The organism is Natranaerobius thermophilus JW/NM-WN-LF, from assembly GCF_000020005.1.
In the GTDB taxonomy this organism is placed as follows: Bacteria; Bacillota; Natranaerobiia; order Natranaerobiales; family Natranaerobiaceae; genus Natranaerobius; species Natranaerobius thermophilus.
Map to the genome: position 1 here is coordinate 2019903 of NC_010718.1, position 18167 is coordinate 2038069.

The window sequence follows — 18167 nt, forward strand, 5'->3', positions numbered from 1 at the left end:
TACATAATTCCCTTTCGGTCATTATGCACCACTACAACCAGGTGTAGTGTCCTTTCGGTTTTATCCTCCAGACTGTTACCAGCTTTCTTTGGCCGAAAGTTCTTCACTACTACGGGTTCATCTGCCTCCTGCACTGCTTTAGTTAAAACTCATGTTTCCACTTGTCTTAACTTTACTTGTCGTCACAAGACAATACAGGTATCTCCCCGGTTAAGTCTGCTTGCCTGAATTTGAACGCATCCGTCCTAACCTTTTAGGTTATCCAGCTTTCGGGCTTTCCCATAATTTGCAAGGTTACCCACCTAAAAGGCCATCCTCGGTTTGTTCTCACTATGTTCCAAATTCCCCCTTCAGCTTCCTTCAGACTCCACCGTCACCGGTGACGCCCTTGCCTTATGGTTGTCTTCCTGCTGGTTAGGTGACAGGGTTTCTTTCAACCCATCGGCGCGGCAGGCATGCCGGGCAATCGAGTAGGAGGTAGATAATTATTTTATCTACCGACCTCTCACACCACCGAGCAAACCGTTCGGTACACGGCGGTTCCTAGTTTACGCTTTAACTTGTCGATAATATTCCGAAAAGAATAGGAAACCAAATCCTTTGATTACATCATTTCCAAGGGATTTGGATAAGACGGGGCTATTGGAAATTCTCCAGTAGCCCTTTCTTGTGTTTGCATATTCCCATGCTTTGTATTTATTGGCTCCAAAGAACTTGAGCATTTTAAATTTTGTTCTCACTTTCTTCCATTGTTTCCAGTAAATCATGCGAATACGCCTTCTCATCCAACTGTCAGTATTTATTAACAGATTCTTCATATCAGCTGGTTTAAAGTAGTTAACCCAACCCATAATGTATCGGCTAAGTTTCTTTGCTCTGGCTTCGTTGCTTATTCCATAACTTCTAGATGTGAGTTCTTTTATTCTCGTTCTCATCTTTGTAACTGATTTAAGATGAACTCTTAATCTGGCTTTTCCTTTATGTCTGTAAAAGCCAAACCCAAGAAATCTTACCTTTCCTACATAGGCAACTACAGTTTTATCTTTATTTACTTTGAGAAATAGTTTATTTTCGATGAAGGGTAGTATGTTCTTCAAGGTGCGTCCGGCACTTCTTCTGCTTTTACAAAAGATTAGCAGGTCGTCCGCATAGCGGACGAATTCGTGCCCCCTTTTCTCAAGTTCTTTATCCAATTCGTGGAGCATTATGTTACTGAGGATAGGGCTAAGAGGCCCGCCCTGGGGCACGCCAACTTCTGTATCCTTATAGGTGTGTTTGATCATTACTCCTGCTCTTAGATATTTGTTGATAAGAGATATTACTCGACCGTCTTTTATTGTCTTAGATAGCACTTCTATCAATTTGCTCTGGTTTACTGTGTCAAAGTATTTCTCCAAGTCCATATCTACTACATATTTGTATCCTTCATTTATGTTTTGTTGACTTTTCTTAATTGCATCATGAGTACTGCGTCCAGGGCGAAAACCATAGCTGTTATCTGAGAATTGCTCCTCATATATTGGAGATAGTACTTGGGCTATTGCTTGTTGGATCACCCTGTCTACCACTGTAGGTATGCCTAATTTTCTTTTCTTCCCATCTTCTTTAGGTATCTCTACCCTTCTGACGGGATTAGGGCGGTATTTACCGTCCAGGACTCTTTGCCTGAGGTGGTCCCCGTTTTCTTTGAGATATTGTAGAAGTTCATCTACTCCCATCCCATCAATCCCGTGAGAGCCTTTGTTGGATTTTATTTTCTTGAATGCTTTATTCATGTTGTCTCTATCCAAAATTTCCTCTAGCAAATTCCCCTTCGACAAGTTTGCATTGGAGATGTTGTTTTCAGTTATCCTTAAAGAACTGTGCACTCCCGCATATCCTTCGTGTTCCGCACTATTCTTCTGCGGTGAGCCTTCTTTGCAGCTTTCGCCTGTCAGAAGTTGGCGGCACTTCATTCCTTTATTGGTAACAGTCATTTACTGATCTCCTCCTAGGTTCATCCCTTCCTTAATGATGTCGACCTCATCAAGTACTATGGAGTCTGCTGACTTCTCATGACAAATCTTATTTCAACCGTGGTTCGAAGTTCATCTTGCCACGTCCATGAGACCTCCCACGGTAAGACGATTAACTTTCATTCCATGTACCCACATCATTTACACTGGTATGTCCGTGTAGTTGATTGGACTTCGTTTTGTATTGCAAACTCATCCCATACCTTATGCCTGATGATGTTCGTGTGCCTTGGGTCGGAATTTTGCCTTAAGCTTCCTTCAGATCCCACCTCACGATGGGCACCCTTGCTCTTGGCTAATGGTTGGTAACTACAAACCCCCATAGTGGACTTACACCACCTAGCTAATCGTCATGCATGGCGCACAACAAATAAGGGTTGCCCAAAAATTCCTGGGCAACCCTTATTCTAATATAAAGTATGTATCTATTATGTCCATTCTAGGAGTCTATTGCTACTTGTTCTTGAAATTCTTCTAGCTTATATCGACTTAAAAGAGCTTTTTTGTTACTTTCTCTAAACTCTATCTCATAAGATCGATCGTAAATCTCCATAACCTTAAGTACTTTATTTACATTAACAATATACGATCTGTGTGTTCTGACAAAGCTATCCGTCAATTCTTCTTCTAAGTCACTTAATCTCTTAGTCGTTTCATAAATTTTCCCATCTTGTATGTGAATCAACACTTGATTTTTGTTTTTTTGTTTTTCCAAAAATAGAATATTTTCAAGAGGAATAAACAACATCTTCTTAGGTTCTTCAATTATTAAACGTGCATTAGCTTCTTTGTTAGATTCACTACCATTCCTATTTAAATTTAATCGCTCTATAAGCATCTTAATCGAATTTAATAGCTTATCCTCATCAATTGGTTTAACCAGGTAATCAAAGGGATGTACAGAGAAAGACTGCAAAGCGTATTCAGAATAAGCTGTAACAAATATAAATTCTATTTCCGGATTGACTTGTTTGATTAATTGTGCAGTCTCTAAGCCGTTCATTCTTTGATCCGTCAACTCAATGTCAATTAAAGCAATATCAGGCTGCACTTTTTCCGCCATTTCGACAGCCTCTCTAGAGCTTTCTGTGTCATAAATTTCTTTAACCATTTTATTTTGAGAAACCAAGTTTTTGACATATTTTTTGGTATAAGGTTCATCTTCTAAAATTAAAACAACCACACCACCCATGTTATCACTCGCCTTTTAATAATACTTAAAACATAAATTTAAAAATATAATCTTCGTTCACTCAAAACTTTCAACCAATCTAAAATAGTTTTATTTCACCATTCCCCCTCCTTTCTTTATAAAAGGCCGTATTAAAGTTGAATGTTGATAACTGTAAAATTTTCAATTAAAAATTTTACAGTTATCAACAACTAAATAAATAAAAACCATGTGTTATAATAATTCGCAATTATTTAACATAATTCCTTCCACAATATGGGATTTTCGACGACATTTTTTTAATACTACCTAAATTCTTTGACAAGATGTTTTAAAAATTCAATGAAGTGTATATTCAGTATTACATTAGGTCTGTTCATTAATTAGTAACGGTTATTAACTCTAAATAAAAGGATGATCTGCTTAATTTATAGAAAAAGTATATATAAAGGATGCAAATGATTATTATTGATGATTTTAATAATTAACTTTGTCAATTTAAATAAAGGAGCATTCCTGTAATGAATTAAAATGAAGATTGATAAAAAAAGTACCTCCTGCTAATATACGAGGTGTCGCTACACCTAGAAATGACGACCCTTAATTTAAGCAGAGGAGGTACTTACCATGAAGTATACCCAAAATGAGAGAATTAATCAAGTAAAAGAGTCAAGTTTGATTATCGGAGTAGACATTGCAAAAGCAGAACACGTAGCAAGAGCTCAGGATTTTCGGGGTGTGGAGTTTTCGAAACCAATCACCTTTGAAAACACCAGGAAAGGTTTTAAGAAGTTTTTAAGTTGGCTAGAGGTAATCAAACAAGAACAAGCAAAAGAAGAAGTCTTAGTAGGTATGGAACCTACTGGCCAATACTGGCTGACTCTAGCTCAATTTTTAAAGCAAACAGGTATCCAAACTATTTTAGTAAATCCAAATCACGTAAAGAAAAGCAAAGAACTAGACGACAACTCACCAACTAAAAATGATATTAAAGATGCAAAAGTGATAGCACAGTTAGTAAAAGATGGCCGTTACTCAGTACCCAATATCCCTACAGGAATATATGCAGAACTACGGAATGGGATGAATTTGCGAGATCGGCTAACAGATGACTTAAGGCGTGTAAAAGGTAGGGTAGACAATTGGTTAGATCGCTACTTCCCAGAATTCAGCACAGTGTTTAAGAACTGGGATGGAAAAGCAGCACTATTAACTTTAAAAAAATTTCCCCTACCAAAAGAAATATTAGGTCATAGTGAAGAAGAGATAGTAAGTTGCTGGAAACAAGAAGTAAATCGAGCAGTAGGTAAAAAAAGAGCAAAAAAGCTGAAAGAAGCAGCCCAAAACAGTACTGGGCTAACAGAAGGCGAGATAATGGCAAGACAAGAATTGAAAACCCTATTGTCGCAGTATGACGCTTTAATAGAAGAGTTAGAACAAGTACTTGTTCAGATAGAAAATATTTTAAAAGAAATTCCAGGAGCAGAAGAAATGATGAGTATTCCTGGAGTAGGGATGGTAACAGTGGCAGGATTTTTGGCTGAAGTGGGTGATCTTTCTAATTATCAACATCCAAATCAAATTAAGAAGCTGGCAGGCTTAAATCTAAAAGAGAACAGTTCAGGTAAGCACAAAGGTGAAACCAAGATAACCAAACGAGGTCGACCTCGTTTGAGAGGACTCTTATATCGCTGCGTGATTCCATTAGTAGCCAAAAACCCTGAATTTAAGTTATTACACGATTATTATACCACAAGGCCAGAAAATCCCTTAAAAAAGAAACAATCGCTTGTAGCATTAGCGTGTAGATTGATCAGAGTTTTGTTTGCCCTAGGTACCAAAAAGACACCTTATAATGGCAGGATGATGTTAAAGAACAGTTCATTAAATTTATTGCAGGATGCTGCATAAGCAGCCAAATTGGAGTCTTAAGAATTTATACTACATCCACAAAAGGAGCACGGAGAAGCCAGTCATAATAATCCATTCGGGCATTGACCCTGCTAAGGAGCAAAACTGGCCTCCACCCTTGGCTAGGTAGAACGAAGGAATTTATAAGGGCCATAATGGACCCAGTGAGATATGGGAGGTAAAACCACCAAGGAACAAGTGGAGATCCATTAAATGTGCCACCATATTTTGCCAGGAACAACCCTTATTTAAAGGTACTCCTGTTTTACAAAAATTGCATTATATGAAATTTTCTTCCTAGTCCTTAAAATGGATGGTAGTGAAATCTTGAGAATGAGTGAGTATATTGAAGAAATAATTAATTTATAGAGGGAGGGGATAAAAATTAATAATGAAGCTAAGAACCTGGAAAAATTATTTGATGCCTTAAAACTAGTTGACGAATTTGTAAATGAAGAAAAAAGTAGGTTAAACAAAAAAAAGCCTGTTTCTCAAAATAACCAAAACAGGCTTTTAAAGAGTCAAAAATTAATTAGACAAGTTGTATATAAGCAAAAACCCAATAAAAAAAACGAAAAAAAGGACAATTTAAAACAGATTATTAAGGGATATTAGTAACTAATGTTCTCTAATACTTCTAACCTATCGGGTCTTGTTCTTCAAATAAGACAATACAATCTCCATCTAAAAATTCAATAATATCATATTTGATTACTAACATATCTAGAGTTTCCAGTAATAATTTTCTTCCGTTATTAGATTGAATTTCATTTAAAAACTTATTTAATTCTTGAATTATCTCCTGATCATCATTAGTATAGTTAGCTATTTTAGTTAACTTTTCCCTAGAAATATATCTATATTGATCAGAAATTCCTCTGTATTTTTCGTCAAGATACTGAGGGCTAATATCGTAAAATTTTTGTGTTATTTGTCTATCTATTGTATCGTATAAAGCATAATCACCCTGGAAATCTGGACTATAACTTAGTTCTGTATAAGTTATATGATATAGTTTTCCGGTACCTTCGCAACTACTACATCCTACTACACCTCGGCCATTGCAACGCTGACACCTCTCTTTTCCATCACCCTGGCAGCGCTGACAGTTTACGCTTCCACTACTATGACAAGTTGAACAGTTCTCTAATATTTGTGCATTACCGCCACAAGTTTTACACTTTACATAGCCATCACTGCAGTCACAGTATTCTCCAATTCCAGTCCCCTGACAGTTATGACAACTAACTTCTCTGCATTCTTCCGTTTCACGTTGCTTGGAATTATTACACTCTGAACACAAAACTTTCTTGCCATGACAAACTGTACAAACATAACCATCTGTTTTACCTTTACCTTGACAGTGGGGACAGCTTTTAAGCCATTGGGTTTTGCAAGGACAACTTTCAGTAACTTTTTCTGTTAGATAACCATTTCCGTTACAATAAGCACATTGATAAAAACCTTTTCCATCACACAAGTCACAATTTTGATAACCAATTTTGCAATCCTGACATTCTTTTGTTATCTCTCCTCTTCCCGAACATTCATCACATTTAACAAATCCTTTGATACAATCTGGATTCTTACATTTTACTATACCTGTATCACAGGCAGCAGGGCACTGGTTATACCCCGTTCCTTGACAGTCATCACATTTTATAGCTGTTGATGATGAAGGAAAAGTATAGCACCCTTCACTTGCACGATGGTTAGTGACTTTTAAATTTGATTCCAATTGATCACCTGCTCTTAAAACACCTACAGGAATAGACATAGTATCAATATCATTAACTTGAGTTCTGACAAACTTATTTACTTGATACAGATAATTACATTTAGTAATGACTAACAAATACCCGGCTTTTTGGGAAAAGATACAGGTATCTCCTGCAAATAATTTTTTTAACTTATCCATCCAAAAATTTGGATTTTTCTTTAACAAATTTACGTATTCTTCATTAATGTTAATTTTTGGAGTATTATTGAACTGATGATTCTTAAATTCAAAATTATCTTCAGGGAAATAAACTTCAAATTTTTGATAACCTTCATTGCTGGTTCTATTACTTTCATTTATTTCAATATAGTTGATCAAACTACGAACTGAGTTTTTCTTACCTCGGCTAATAGCATATTTAAGTGGGTTTGTACCACGAGATTCAAATAAAGACGATTTACCTTGATCTAAAAGAGCTGCAATTACATTTGTATTTTGTCTATCAATAGCCAAGTATAAGGGAGTTAATTCATCATATATTTTTTTACCGCCTAGTTCTGGGTTTGCTCCCAGGTTTAATAAATTTATCACAGTACTGTACATATCCCTCTCAACGGCAGTTATTAACGGTGTCCGTCCTTGTTCATCCCAGGTATTAATTTGATGATATCCTGCTAAAACTGCTCTAGCAGTGCTATCTTTATCACCTTTTTCAATTAGTTCAAACAAATTCACTTCATTTGGGGTAAATCTCTGATTTAATAGTTCAATTCGTGAAACCCAAGTTGCTATCCAATTTCTTCTTTTGGGAACATACCATAAAATAGCAATTCTTAGAGAAATAACAGTTAAAAGAATAACATAATTTAGATATAACAATTCAGATCGATCACTTGTGTGTACTATTATGGGAATCACTAAACCGATAGCAAATAATAACTTGCCTAATATAGAAGTAAAAGATACCGACCAGACTAGTCCTCCTATGAAAAATAAAATTAGTATTATAAATTGAGTATACGAAGTTAAAGGTAGATTTACTAAGAAGACACTAGTAATGACAGGAAAAACTACACAACATAAGGTTTCAGCAATTTTATAATTTCTTTCGTAATTATCTTTTATAACTTGTAAAAAATCTAATAAAATTTTTCTCAATCTAAATAACATTTTTATGCCCGCTCCTTACCTTAAGAGGGTCAATATAACCATATTCTGCTAACTCTAAATAATTTCAACAAAATCACAAAAATTCCTTTCCTAAATAGCGCTCTATATATTGTTGATACTGTAAAATTTTCAATGTGACGGATTATGGAATTAAAAGTTCAATAATCGTTAAAGATAGAAATTAAAATAGACAGCTGTCTTCAGCTGTCAAGTGTTATTAATTCCTTTCAAATAATACTCTGCTTGATCCAATGTAACTGGAATATCAACCTGATATCCCCTTTGTCTCAATCTATGAAAAAGCATAACCAACATTGGTGGATGCAAACCTGCTTGATGCAGTTTATCCAAATCTATTAAAATTTCATCGGGCTTTCCCCTGGCAAGTATTTCTCCTTTTGATAAAACGTATACATTGTCTGCCCAACCTGCAACCCAATTTAAATCATGGGTTGTTAACAACACTGTCACACCGTATTCATCATTTATCCAGTTTAATATTTTCTCTACTTCTTCATGGGATTTAGAGTCTAAAGAATCTAAAGGCTCGTCCAGTATTAACAGTTCAGGCTTATGTACTAAAGCACCCGCTAGTGCTACTTTCTGCTTTTCTCCTCCACTTAGATAATGAGGAATTTTATGTAGTATATGTTCAATTCCTAGTAATGAAGCCACTCTATTAACTTCTCTTTCGATTTGATCCCTAGCAACTTTGGCTTGTCGCAGAGTAAAGGCTATATCATCATACACCCTAGGACCTATAATTTGTTCATCGACATTTTGAAGCACAACTCCTAATTTATGTCTGAGTCTGTTGAATTGTTTCCCAGGTATAAGTCCAGCCACTTCCACTTGACCCTGAGTGGGCTTAGTTAAACCAATAATCACCGATAGAATTGTAGTCTTTCCTGTTCCATTTGCCCCAAGGATGGCTAATTTTTCTCCCCGATGGGCGATTAGGCTTTTCTGATTTGAAATTTGCACTGTAGTGCCGTCAGAGTATACATGTTTTAAGTCTCTAACTATTATAATCGGATCCATATTATCACCGCCCATAAAAGCACAATTATTGAAAAAAACATAACCAAATAATCTTCTCTCTGCAAGTTAGTCCGGAAATTTAAACAGGGTAATGATCCGTTGTATCCCCTAATCATGAGTACCTGAAAAACCCGTTCACTGATAGTAATAGAATGAATTAATAATAAACCAATCATACCCGCTGTTGTTTTAATATTAATAATTAATGATAAAGGTCTTAATCCACCTCGTAATCTAATAGCTTTAATCATAGTTGAACTTTTTTGCAATAAAATAAAAATTCCACGATATGTAAATAAAAATAAATCAGCCAAAAAGGACGGCATCAAAGATGATATTCTAGAAAAAATATCAACATAAGAAGTAGTTGATAATAGAAAAATCAATACCAAGGCAGCAGTAATAGCTCTTAATATAATGATCCCTGCTACTTCCCAGGAATTTTGACTTAATAGAGCGGCAAATAACAAACTAAAAAAAGCAGGGTATAATGATAAATGGAGGGTAGTAGCCAGGGGAATGCGCGCTATAAGATATAATGAAATTACGAATACTGCTAGCCCCCCTAAAAACAACAAATTAGGGCTGGTTATAATTAAAATTATCAGTAAGACTGTAAAAAATATTTTAATATCAGGACGTGCCCTGTGGAAACAACTATCACCGAAATTGGCTATATAATCAATTCTCTCCAGGTGCATCGTTGTTACCTCCCTGGCAAACTATTTGTTGCCTCTAATAAATCTGGTTTGACCTTATAGATATAATTAGCGATAATGGCAGTTAATATAGCTTCTAAGGTAATACCAACAGCTAAAATCACTAACAAAGCGGTCCAGCCAGTTAAAGTGAGTATATGTATCTCGGACAGAGCTGTTTCTATACCCTCACCATTACCTTCAGAGTGTCCATGACTATCATGTCCATTATGATTGGCATGAGAACGATCATCATGGTCATGATCATGATCACAATCATGTTGATGATAGGGTAATGCTTCTGCCCAGCTCACCGTAGCTCCTACTAAGCTCACTGTGAAGACCAAAGATACAATCAGGGCAGGTATCACAGCCAAAAAAGCTGCCTTCCAAACTGTAGTTTTAGATAATAAATAGCTAAATATCTTGGCCCCCACCAATACTTCTAAACCAATAACTAATGTGTTTAATCCCACAATTGTAATTCCTCCATGGCCTACAAGGGCAAGAATGAAATTAACAACAAAAACTGATAAAAATCCAATCCCCGGTCCTACTAAAATTCCAGCCAGTACTGCCATGCTCAAATGTATGGGTAAAAATCCTAGAGGAACTGACATGGCAACTAGCATAAAGGCAGCTGCCATTGCTGCTTTTGGTATCCGATAACGTGCTTCTGTACTATCTACTCTGGATAACAATAAATAAATAATCAAAACTGCTACCAAATATCCGGCTAGCCACCAGGGTACTGGGATTATTCCGTCAGGCAAATGAATATGACTCATATAAATCCTCCTTCCCCTTTCCCTTACAAATGCAAGTCACTTGCATTTCGCATTCATTGTAATCCCATACTAAGGCCATGTCAATATTATCCTATGGTCAAGTCTTAGAGTGTATGTCAGTATTGAGATATCCAACACTGGGCAGATAAAATAAACTTATGTTATCATGTACTTGAATATATAAATAAAGGAGCGAGAAGAATGTCAGAATACAATCTTTATCACAGAGCAATAACATTACTAGATGAAGCAGAGCTTAAAAAAACTCCGGGTAGAATTGCAATACTCACCCTTCTATTAAAAGAACAGCGGCCGTTAAGCCAACAAGAAATTTCACAAAGTTTAGAACATCCTTTAAATGAAGTGAGTATCTATAGAGCATTACGAGCCTTTGAAAAGGCCGCTATAGTCCACAAAGTTGAAGGAGGAGACAAAACCTGGAGATTCGCTATAACTGAACAAGACAAATCCCAATGCAAAGACCATTATCACCCGCACTTCATCTGTACTTCCTGTGGTAAAGTTGAATGTTTTACCGAAATAGAAATCCCTAAGATAAAACCGCCAAATTCTCAATACACTATCACAAACAGAGAAATGGTATTAAAAGGATCTTGTGATGAATGCGCTAATTAAGTAGTCAAGTCCTGTAGCACTTGATCTAAACCAGTTAAAAAAGCTTCAATTTCTCCCCAGGTACCTACTGTAACCCTGATTCCCTGAGGATATCCCCAACCATCACCTGCTTGAACGAAAATCCCCCTTTTTAAAAGCCTTTCTTGTAATTGTTTCGCTGAAAACTGCCCTTCAAAAAATACAAAATTTGTATGTGATTCCACAACATTAAAACCTCTGTTATGCAAGGATTTCATCAGATAATTTCTGTTATTTTTCAATTCGTTAAGAGTATATTCAAAGTAATCTTTGTCCAACAACGCTGCCTTAGCACCTGCTAGGGCAATTCGGTTGGCATTAAAAGGTTGGCTTACTCGATTAATGATGGCAACAACTTCACGATTGGCCAGTACATAACCTAATCTAGCTCCTGCTAAACCATAGGCCTTTGAAAATGTCCTCACAGACATAACATTCTTCCGATTCTGAATTATTTGGGAAAGATCTGGATATTTATCATCATTTACAAATTCAGCATAAGCTTCATCTACAACAACCCAAATATCTGAAGAAATCTTGTTTAAAAAATCAATTAATTCGTCCTGGCTAAAAATAGTCCCTGTGGGATTATTAGGATTACACAACCAAATTAACTTAGTATTTTCTGTTATTTCATTAATAATTTTGTCTAAATCAATCTTGTAATTCTTTAGAGTTGTTAATTTAATTTGGGCACCCATGATCTTCGAGTAGTCTTGATAAAGTCTAAAGGAATTTTTTGGGATAATTACTTCATCCCCTTCATTAATAAAGCACTTACTCAAAGTTTGCAGCATATTTTCAGCCCCATGAGAAATGGCAATAAAACCTATATCTAATTGAAATTTTTCAGCTAGCAAGCGCTTAACTTCAAGAAAGTTCTCATCGGAATATCTATTTAAATTTTCAAGTTCTTGTCTCATGGCAGAAATTACACTAGGAAATGGTCCATAAGGATTTTCATTAAAACCCAGTTTAACAAAGTGAGATAGACCTAACTCACGACGCTTTTTTTCCAATGTATTTTCCGAGATATAATGTGGTTCCATATTATGCAAGGGTTTTCTAAAACTTTTAAGCATCTACACCACCACCCGGAGTTATTTCTATTAACGAGGGTTTATTAGAACTCAGTGCCCATTGAATTATACCTTTAATTTTTTCAGACTCTTGCTCCTCTGTAATATTATAAAATTGTAAGTTATAAGCCTGTGCTAAAAATTCAAAGGACGGAGGAGTATGGTCAACGGCAATTGTAGAAGTAAATTGACGAGCTTTTTGATTGCGCCTAATCTCACCATAACCTTGATCATTCCAAACCACAATTACTATGGGGAGCTGTAAATCAGCTATTACAGCTAATTCTTGCATAGTAAATTGAATACTCCCATCACCAGTTAAAACCACTGTTTTACAGCCGAGACTCAAGTAAGCTCCTATTGCTGCTGGCAGTGCATATCCCAAAGTACCAAAATTAACTGGATGCAAAAAGGTCGATGTATAGTATGCAGGAAATTCACTTATTGCTAGATAAGATGGAGTAGTTAAATCAGTCACTAAAATACCAGTACTCGGCAGTTCAAGCCTTAACACATTTATTAGCTCTAATAATTGATTTAAATTATTTTTTATCCCTGTAACTTCCTCTAATTCAGCTTTGGTTTTTGAAACTACACTTTGTGTTAATGATCTACTTCTAGCCTCTTTTTCATTAAATTCTTTATATTCCCAAGGATGACTGCTTTTTAATTTAGATAAAATGGAGTCCACAATACACCTAACATCTCCGTATAAAAAAACATTACGATAGCATTTTTCATAATAACTGCTAGAGTCAATATTGATTTGTATTAAATTATTGAAAAATATTTCTCGGTCCCAAAAGTCTGCTAGGGACAGATCTGAACCAATGGCTATTACCAAATCACTTTCCCTTAACATCTCAGCTGCTGAAGGGAGGTGAAGCCTTGTTCCTATACATAGAGGATGATCTTCTGGAATTATCCCTTTAGCACTAACTGTTTGTAAAACGGGTACTTGCAATCTCTCTGCAAGATCAATAACCAGATCCCTCCCATTTGCACTCCCCCCTCCTGCAATAATTACTGGACTATCAGAGTTTTCAATCAGATTCACGGCCTCCTCCAAAGAATCTTTGTCCGGATTACAAGTCCAAGGTTCTTGCACTGGGTATCGTGTAAAATGGAGAGGTTCCGGATAATACTCAAACTCTGACTGTAAAATATCTATAGGTATTTCAAGATGCACAGGTCCACCCCTACCTGAAATAGAAAGTTGGTAGGCTTCTCTCAAAGCTATTGCTACATATTCCTTTCTATTGATTTGTCTACTTTCTTTGACAAAAGATCTCATGAAATTGGTAGAGTTATTCAATTCATGTAAAAAACCCTTATTTTTTCCCCGGAATCTATCCGGTACCTGAGTGGAAATGATTATCATTGGCACAGAATCAGAATAAGCTTGTGCTACAGCAGTTGAAATATTGGTAAGGCCAGGTCCAGTAATAACAAAACAAACAGTTGGATCACCAGAAACCCGGGCATAACCATCTGCCATGTAACCTGCACCTTCTTCATGCCGAGCGGTAATATGCTGTATTTCACTTCTGATCAGTTGTTCATAAATATCTAAATTATGTATTCCAGGGATACCAAAAACATGTTCTATGCCTAAATTCTCCAAACAATTGACTATTACTTGTGAAACTTTAAGTGTCAACTTTTATCACCTCTAAGATTAAAATTAATTTCCATTTTCCTATACCATAGATAATATATAAGTCAAGTGACCATTCCTCTGGCATGAACCTGCCAGATATCAACAACTTCGTTATTTCGAAGACAACAATAGTAATCGTACAAATTCACTGTCGTACATGAATGTGCTGGCAATATCCTAATTTTATCTCCAATCTCCAGTTTTTCCGTTTCGTGATCAATCTCAACTATGCTGTGTTCTTCGTTAATTCCGACAATAGGACTGTCATAATCCATCAATTTGGGTATTCCTTGATCATCTGTCACGGCTTTCAAACCACAATCCAGTATTAATTTATCATGAGACTTACTGATTACTGTGGCCAATACAGATAAAGCTGATTTGAAGGGTAACCCATCCTCTAAATAGGGCACTTCCATTAATGGATAAGTACCAGCCTGGATTTCTGTTATTTCGGGGTAATTACCAGTAATATCCCAAGTACCTGTACTGCCGCAACTGACAATTTCAACTTGGATATTTTCCTGTTCTATTCTTCGCTTTAATTGAACAACTCGACTCAAACTCTCTTTAACCATATCAGATTTCTCAGACTGAGTTTTGTCTCTAAAAGGTCCCTCATAACCCATGACACCGCGAAATTCAAGATTATCAAGTTTTTGTATCTCCTGAACAAGATTTATGCCTTCATCAAAGCTCTTCACGCCACATCTTCCAAGTCCAATATCCATTTCTACAAGAACCCCTATAGTTACACCATGCTCAACTGCTATACGGGATAAATTTTCACAATTTTGATAGCTATCCACTGCAACTTTTATATCTGCGCGCCTTGCCAGTTCAGCTAAAAGATTTATTTTCCCGCTTTCTATTACCTGATTAGCAATCAAAATGTCTTTAATTCCTCCGTTGACCATCACTTCTGCTTCACTCGTTTTGGCACAAGTCACTCCAATAGCACCTCTATCAATTTGCATATGTGCAATAGTTAAATTTTTATGACCTTTCATATGTGGCCTGATATCACAAGGCTTGTCTCTAAAAAAATCAGCTAATAAATTTATATTGTACTCTAGGTTACTCATATCAAGTAGTAGAGCTGGAGTTGGTAGATTTTCTAGCTTTAAACCTGAAACTAATTCGCTTTTCATTTTGAGATCACCTCTTTCAATAATTTTTATACATATATGATACTAAATTTTCTTATATTTAACAAAATTTTTAGTAAAATACAGGGTTTTTCTAAGTACTAAAGGATTTTAAAATTAATTACAGAATTTTTAATATAATATAAAAATGTGTTTATTTCTCAATTTGGAGGTGCTTTTTTTGCACAATCATGATTTTACGGGTACATCCCCACATCTAATTCTGATTAATGGCAAGATAGCTACTGTTGACTCAAACAACAGTATTGCTGAAGCTATCGGTATTTTTGGTAATTTAATTTCTCATGTGGGAACAACACAAGAATTATTGAAAACTACGGGACCTAACACTAAAGTGATCGATTTACAAGGTAAAACTGTAATTCCTGGTATTGTAGATTCTCATAATCATGTATATCAAGCAGGGATTTTAATGGAAGGAGTAATGGCTTTCGGACTGGAAAGCATAAAAGAGCTACAAGAAGCTGTCAAAGCAAAGGTTTCAGAAACCCCGAAAGGAAAGTGGATTCGGGGTGGTGGCTGGATTGAAAGTCAGTTCGCGGAAAACCGCATGCCAAACCGCTGGGATTTAGATGAAGTGGCTCCCGATCATCCCGTGGTTCTATCAAGATTATTTGCCATGGATCTTTGTAACAGTAAAGCTCTCGAATTAGCTGGAATAAATAAAAACACTCCTCAACCCCAGCGCGGAACAATTGATAAGGACCCGAAAACCGGGGAACCAACTGGTATTTTGCGAAATGGCGCTCAAGCTTTAGTAAGCCGACTTATTAAAGACGATTATAATTCCAATTATAATTTTCAAGAATTAGTTGAAAGACGTGTTAAAACAGCCATGAATGAGTATCTACAGTATGGCATAACTACAGTTCTAGACCCTGGTGTCAGCGTTCCAGTCATGAGAGGATACCAAAATCTATACAAAAAAGGTGAACTTCCAATCAGATTGCAAATGATGCCGGAAGCTTACGGGCTAGCGGCTATTTCATCTAATAAAAGCGATCCCAATGAAACAGAGAAATTTATGGACTATTTGGGTATAAATGATCCTTTCGGCAATGAATGGTTCAGTATCGGGCCGTTAAAATTCGCTGTAGATGGTGGTGTAGGGTCAAAGACAGCTTTGATGTACGAACCTTGGATAGATGGAACCAAGAGCAATATTCCCTTAAGACTTGATTTTGAAGAGATGGAAAAGTTATTTCATAAAGCTCAAGAATTAGGATGGTCCATTGGCATACACACTTGTGGAGATAAAGCTCAGGATATCGTGTTAGAAGCTTTTAAAAAAGTCATCGACAGATACCCTAGAAATGATGTCCGACATAATATTATCCATGGATATTTTCCAACTGACCGTGCTCTAGAAATAATGAAAGAATATAATATAGCCGGTTCCCTTCAACCCGGTTTCATGTACGTCGAAGGAGATCTGTACTGGGATGTGTTAAACCAAGAGCAAATAGAGTATTTTACACCTATCAAAACTTACTTAAACAATAAAATTACTGTGGCATGTAATTCTGACATGATTTCAGCACATTACAACCCTTTTTATGGCATGTATTCCGCTGTAGCTCGCAAGACATCTCAAGGAAAAAGCTTGGGTGCTCGAGAGAAAATTTCACGAGAAGAAATGCTTCGTCTATTTACAATTAACAGTGCCTATTTAACCTTTGAAGAAAATACAAAAGGGTCTATAGAGGCCGGCAAACTAGCAGATATTGCGGTACTCTCCCATGATCTTCTAACATGTCCTGAATCAGATATATTGAAGACCGATGTAAATATGACGATCATTGACGGAAAAATAGTTCATTCAAATATCAATTAATGAACCGACCGACTTTCACTTCGTATAATTTTATTTATTATTGGGCTAATATTTATATCGAAGGTTCCTTTACTAACCCATTTAACCGTAAAATACGGATGGCTTAAAGAATGACCAAAGAAAATTAGCTTATTCTTATCAACTATTTTTAGCCCTAACTGCTGTTGAAACCTCTCTGGTGTATATAAGACATTGTTTTCAACTCTGAGAATCACAGGCATCAAAAGCTCTTTCTGAAAACAAATCACTGATGAAGGTCGAGCATTAAAACTCCTTAGTTTTGAATAGTCTTGTTTTGGACTTATGATTGAAGTCCTCCCCAAACCAAAAACACGATTGTTTTGAATAATATAGCCAGCCAACTGATATTCGTCCCAGCCCCTGGCACTTAACATTTCATACTCACCTGTAAACAGTCTGGTTTTAAAAAATGAACCTGGCTCGACAGATATTGGGCTTAGGACCAATCCCTCTATTTCACAATACAAATTATCCCTCCCTAAGATATCTGTCTGAATTTCTTTCATGATATGAATTTTTGAGTTTGATTGTTACTTGATTTGCTGCTCATCAAAAACACCTTCCTTACTACAAAAGTAGTTTAGGAAGGTGTTTTTTACCGGAAAGCTCGTTATTGCTATACTAATGTGATCAATTTGATCAATTGTTTTCCTTAAAAATCCCTTTAGTTAATGCAGCTAGTGCTTTATCTATCATCTCTTCATTGGGCTTTTTGCCATCAATAATTATATAATAACCTATGACTTGATGTTCTACTCCTCGAAATATTCTGGTATAAAGTGAGGAATCGCCAGCTATGACATCCCCTGTTTCAATAGCTTTGTCAAATTCCGATGTTAGTTTTTCTATAAAAGTATTTCTCACTTTCAGTAACCAATTGTACAAAGTGTCTTGAGTAACTATATCAGATGTGAGTAGAAACCTGGCCACCTGCTGATTATCCCACAAAAATTCTATTTCTTCAATTAACATCTTTTTTAGTTTTTGATATAAAGGAAGGTCCTGTTCCAATACCGATATTTTGACATCTTTATACCGTTTAACTCCATCTTTCATCATTTCTATAAATAAATCTTCCTTACTTTGAAAGTAAAGATAAACTGATCCCTTAGCTACATCTGCTTCGCGAGCAATTTCATCTATCTTAGTGTCATGATAGCCTTTTTCTGCAAAAACTTGGGTAGCAGCTTTGATTATTTGACGCTTTTTAATATTTAACACCTCTTTCTTTTCATA

General features: G+C 36.0%; 14 protein-coding genes. 3 read left to right on the forward strand and 11 right to left on the reverse strand.

What is annotated here, in order from left to right; genetic code table 11:
- Positions 1-548: 548 nt before the first annotated feature.
- Positions 549-1976 carry a group II intron reverse transcriptase/maturase gene (ltrA, locus tag NTHER_RS09735; protein WP_012446632.1) on the reverse strand — a complete coding sequence of 476 codons (1428 nt, stop codon included), beginning with the start codon at positions 1974-1976 and terminating at the stop codon, positions 549-551.
- A 478-nt stretch (positions 1977-2454) separates the two neighbouring features.
- Positions 2455-3207 carry a LytR/AlgR family response regulator transcription factor gene (locus NTHER_RS09745; protein ID WP_012448355.1) on the reverse strand — a complete coding sequence of 251 codons (753 nt, stop codon included), beginning with the start codon at positions 3205-3207 and terminating at the stop codon, positions 2455-2457.
- Between the two features lie 606 nt (positions 3208-3813).
- Here NTHER_RS09745 and NTHER_RS09750 point away from each other — a divergent pair.
- Positions 3814-5097: an IS110 family RNA-guided transposase gene (locus NTHER_RS09750; protein WP_012448356.1), complete on the forward strand. Its 1284-nt coding sequence runs from the start codon at positions 3814-3816 to the stop codon at positions 5095-5097.
- Positions 5098-5734: 637 nt separating this feature from the next.
- Here NTHER_RS09750 and NTHER_RS09760 read toward each other — a convergent pair.
- From NTHER_RS09760 to NTHER_RS09775, 4 genes are all read right to left on the reverse strand, one after another.
- Entirely contained in the window at positions 5735-7987 is a 2253-nt protein-coding gene (locus tag NTHER_RS09760) for an ankyrin repeat domain-containing protein (protein WP_012448357.1), read from the reverse strand.
- Between the two features lie 207 nt (positions 7988-8194).
- On the reverse strand, positions 8195-9028 hold the full coding sequence (locus NTHER_RS09765) for an energy-coupling factor ABC transporter ATP-binding protein (RefSeq protein WP_012448358.1): 834 nt from the start codon (positions 9026-9028) through the stop codon (positions 8195-8197).
- Entirely contained in the window at positions 9013-9729 is a 717-nt protein-coding gene (locus tag NTHER_RS09770) for an energy-coupling factor transporter transmembrane component T family protein (protein ID WP_012448359.1), read from the reverse strand. The genes NTHER_RS09765 and NTHER_RS09770 overlap by 16 nt, the downstream gene beginning before the upstream one ends.
- A gap of 5 nt (positions 9730-9734) precedes the next feature.
- Positions 9735-10514: an energy-coupling factor ABC transporter permease gene (locus tag NTHER_RS09775; protein WP_012448360.1), complete on the reverse strand. Its 780-nt coding sequence runs from the start codon at positions 10512-10514 to the stop codon at positions 9735-9737.
- A 201-nt stretch (positions 10515-10715) separates the two neighbouring features.
- Here NTHER_RS09775 and NTHER_RS09780 point away from each other — a divergent pair, with 201 nt between their 5' ends.
- On the forward strand, positions 10716-11150 hold the full coding sequence (locus NTHER_RS09780; protein ID WP_012448361.1) for a Fur family transcriptional regulator: 435 nt from the start codon (positions 10716-10718) through the stop codon (positions 11148-11150).
- On the opposite strand, the gene hisC is transcribed toward NTHER_RS09780, so the two are convergent.
- From hisC to NTHER_RS09795, 3 genes are all read right to left on the reverse strand, one after another.
- Positions 11147-12250 (reverse strand): histidinol-phosphate transaminase, encoded by a 1104-nt coding sequence (gene hisC, locus NTHER_RS09785; protein ID WP_012448362.1) that lies wholly within the window; start codon positions 12248-12250, stop codon positions 11147-11149. The genes NTHER_RS09780 and hisC overlap by 4 nt on opposite strands.
- Complete coding sequence (locus tag NTHER_RS09790; RefSeq protein WP_012448363.1) at positions 12243-13907, reverse strand: thiamine pyrophosphate-binding protein; 1665 nt, start codon at positions 13905-13907, stop codon at positions 12243-12245. Before NTHER_RS09790 ends, hisC begins: the two co-directional genes overlap by 8 nt.
- 62 nt (positions 13908-13969) lie before the next feature.
- Positions 13970-15058, reverse strand: coding sequence for a DSD1 family PLP-dependent enzyme (locus NTHER_RS09795; protein WP_012448364.1), 1089 nt, complete (start codon positions 15056-15058; stop codon positions 13970-13972).
- A 178-nt stretch (positions 15059-15236) separates the two neighbouring features.
- On the opposite strand from NTHER_RS09795, the gene NTHER_RS09800 reads away from it, so the two are divergent.
- The gene (locus tag NTHER_RS09800) at positions 15237-16910 is read left to right on the forward strand and encodes an amidohydrolase (RefSeq protein WP_012448365.1); all 1674 of its coding nucleotides are present in this window, start codon (positions 15237-15239) and stop codon (positions 16908-16910) included.
- Here NTHER_RS09800 and NTHER_RS09805 read toward each other — a convergent pair.
- Both NTHER_RS09805 and NTHER_RS09810 read right to left on the reverse strand, forming a co-directional pair.
- The gene (locus tag NTHER_RS09805) at positions 16907-17398 is read right to left on the reverse strand and encodes a hypothetical protein (RefSeq protein ID WP_012448366.1); all 492 of its coding nucleotides are present in this window, start codon (positions 17396-17398) and stop codon (positions 16907-16909) included. The two genes, NTHER_RS09800 and NTHER_RS09805, sit on opposite strands and share 4 nt — an antisense overlap.
- Positions 17399-17570: 172 nt before the next feature.
- Positions 17571-18152: a TetR/AcrR family transcriptional regulator gene (locus NTHER_RS09810; RefSeq protein ID WP_012448367.1), complete on the reverse strand. Its 582-nt coding sequence runs from the start codon at positions 18150-18152 to the stop codon at positions 17571-17573.
- Positions 18153-18167 lie beyond the last annotated feature (15 nt).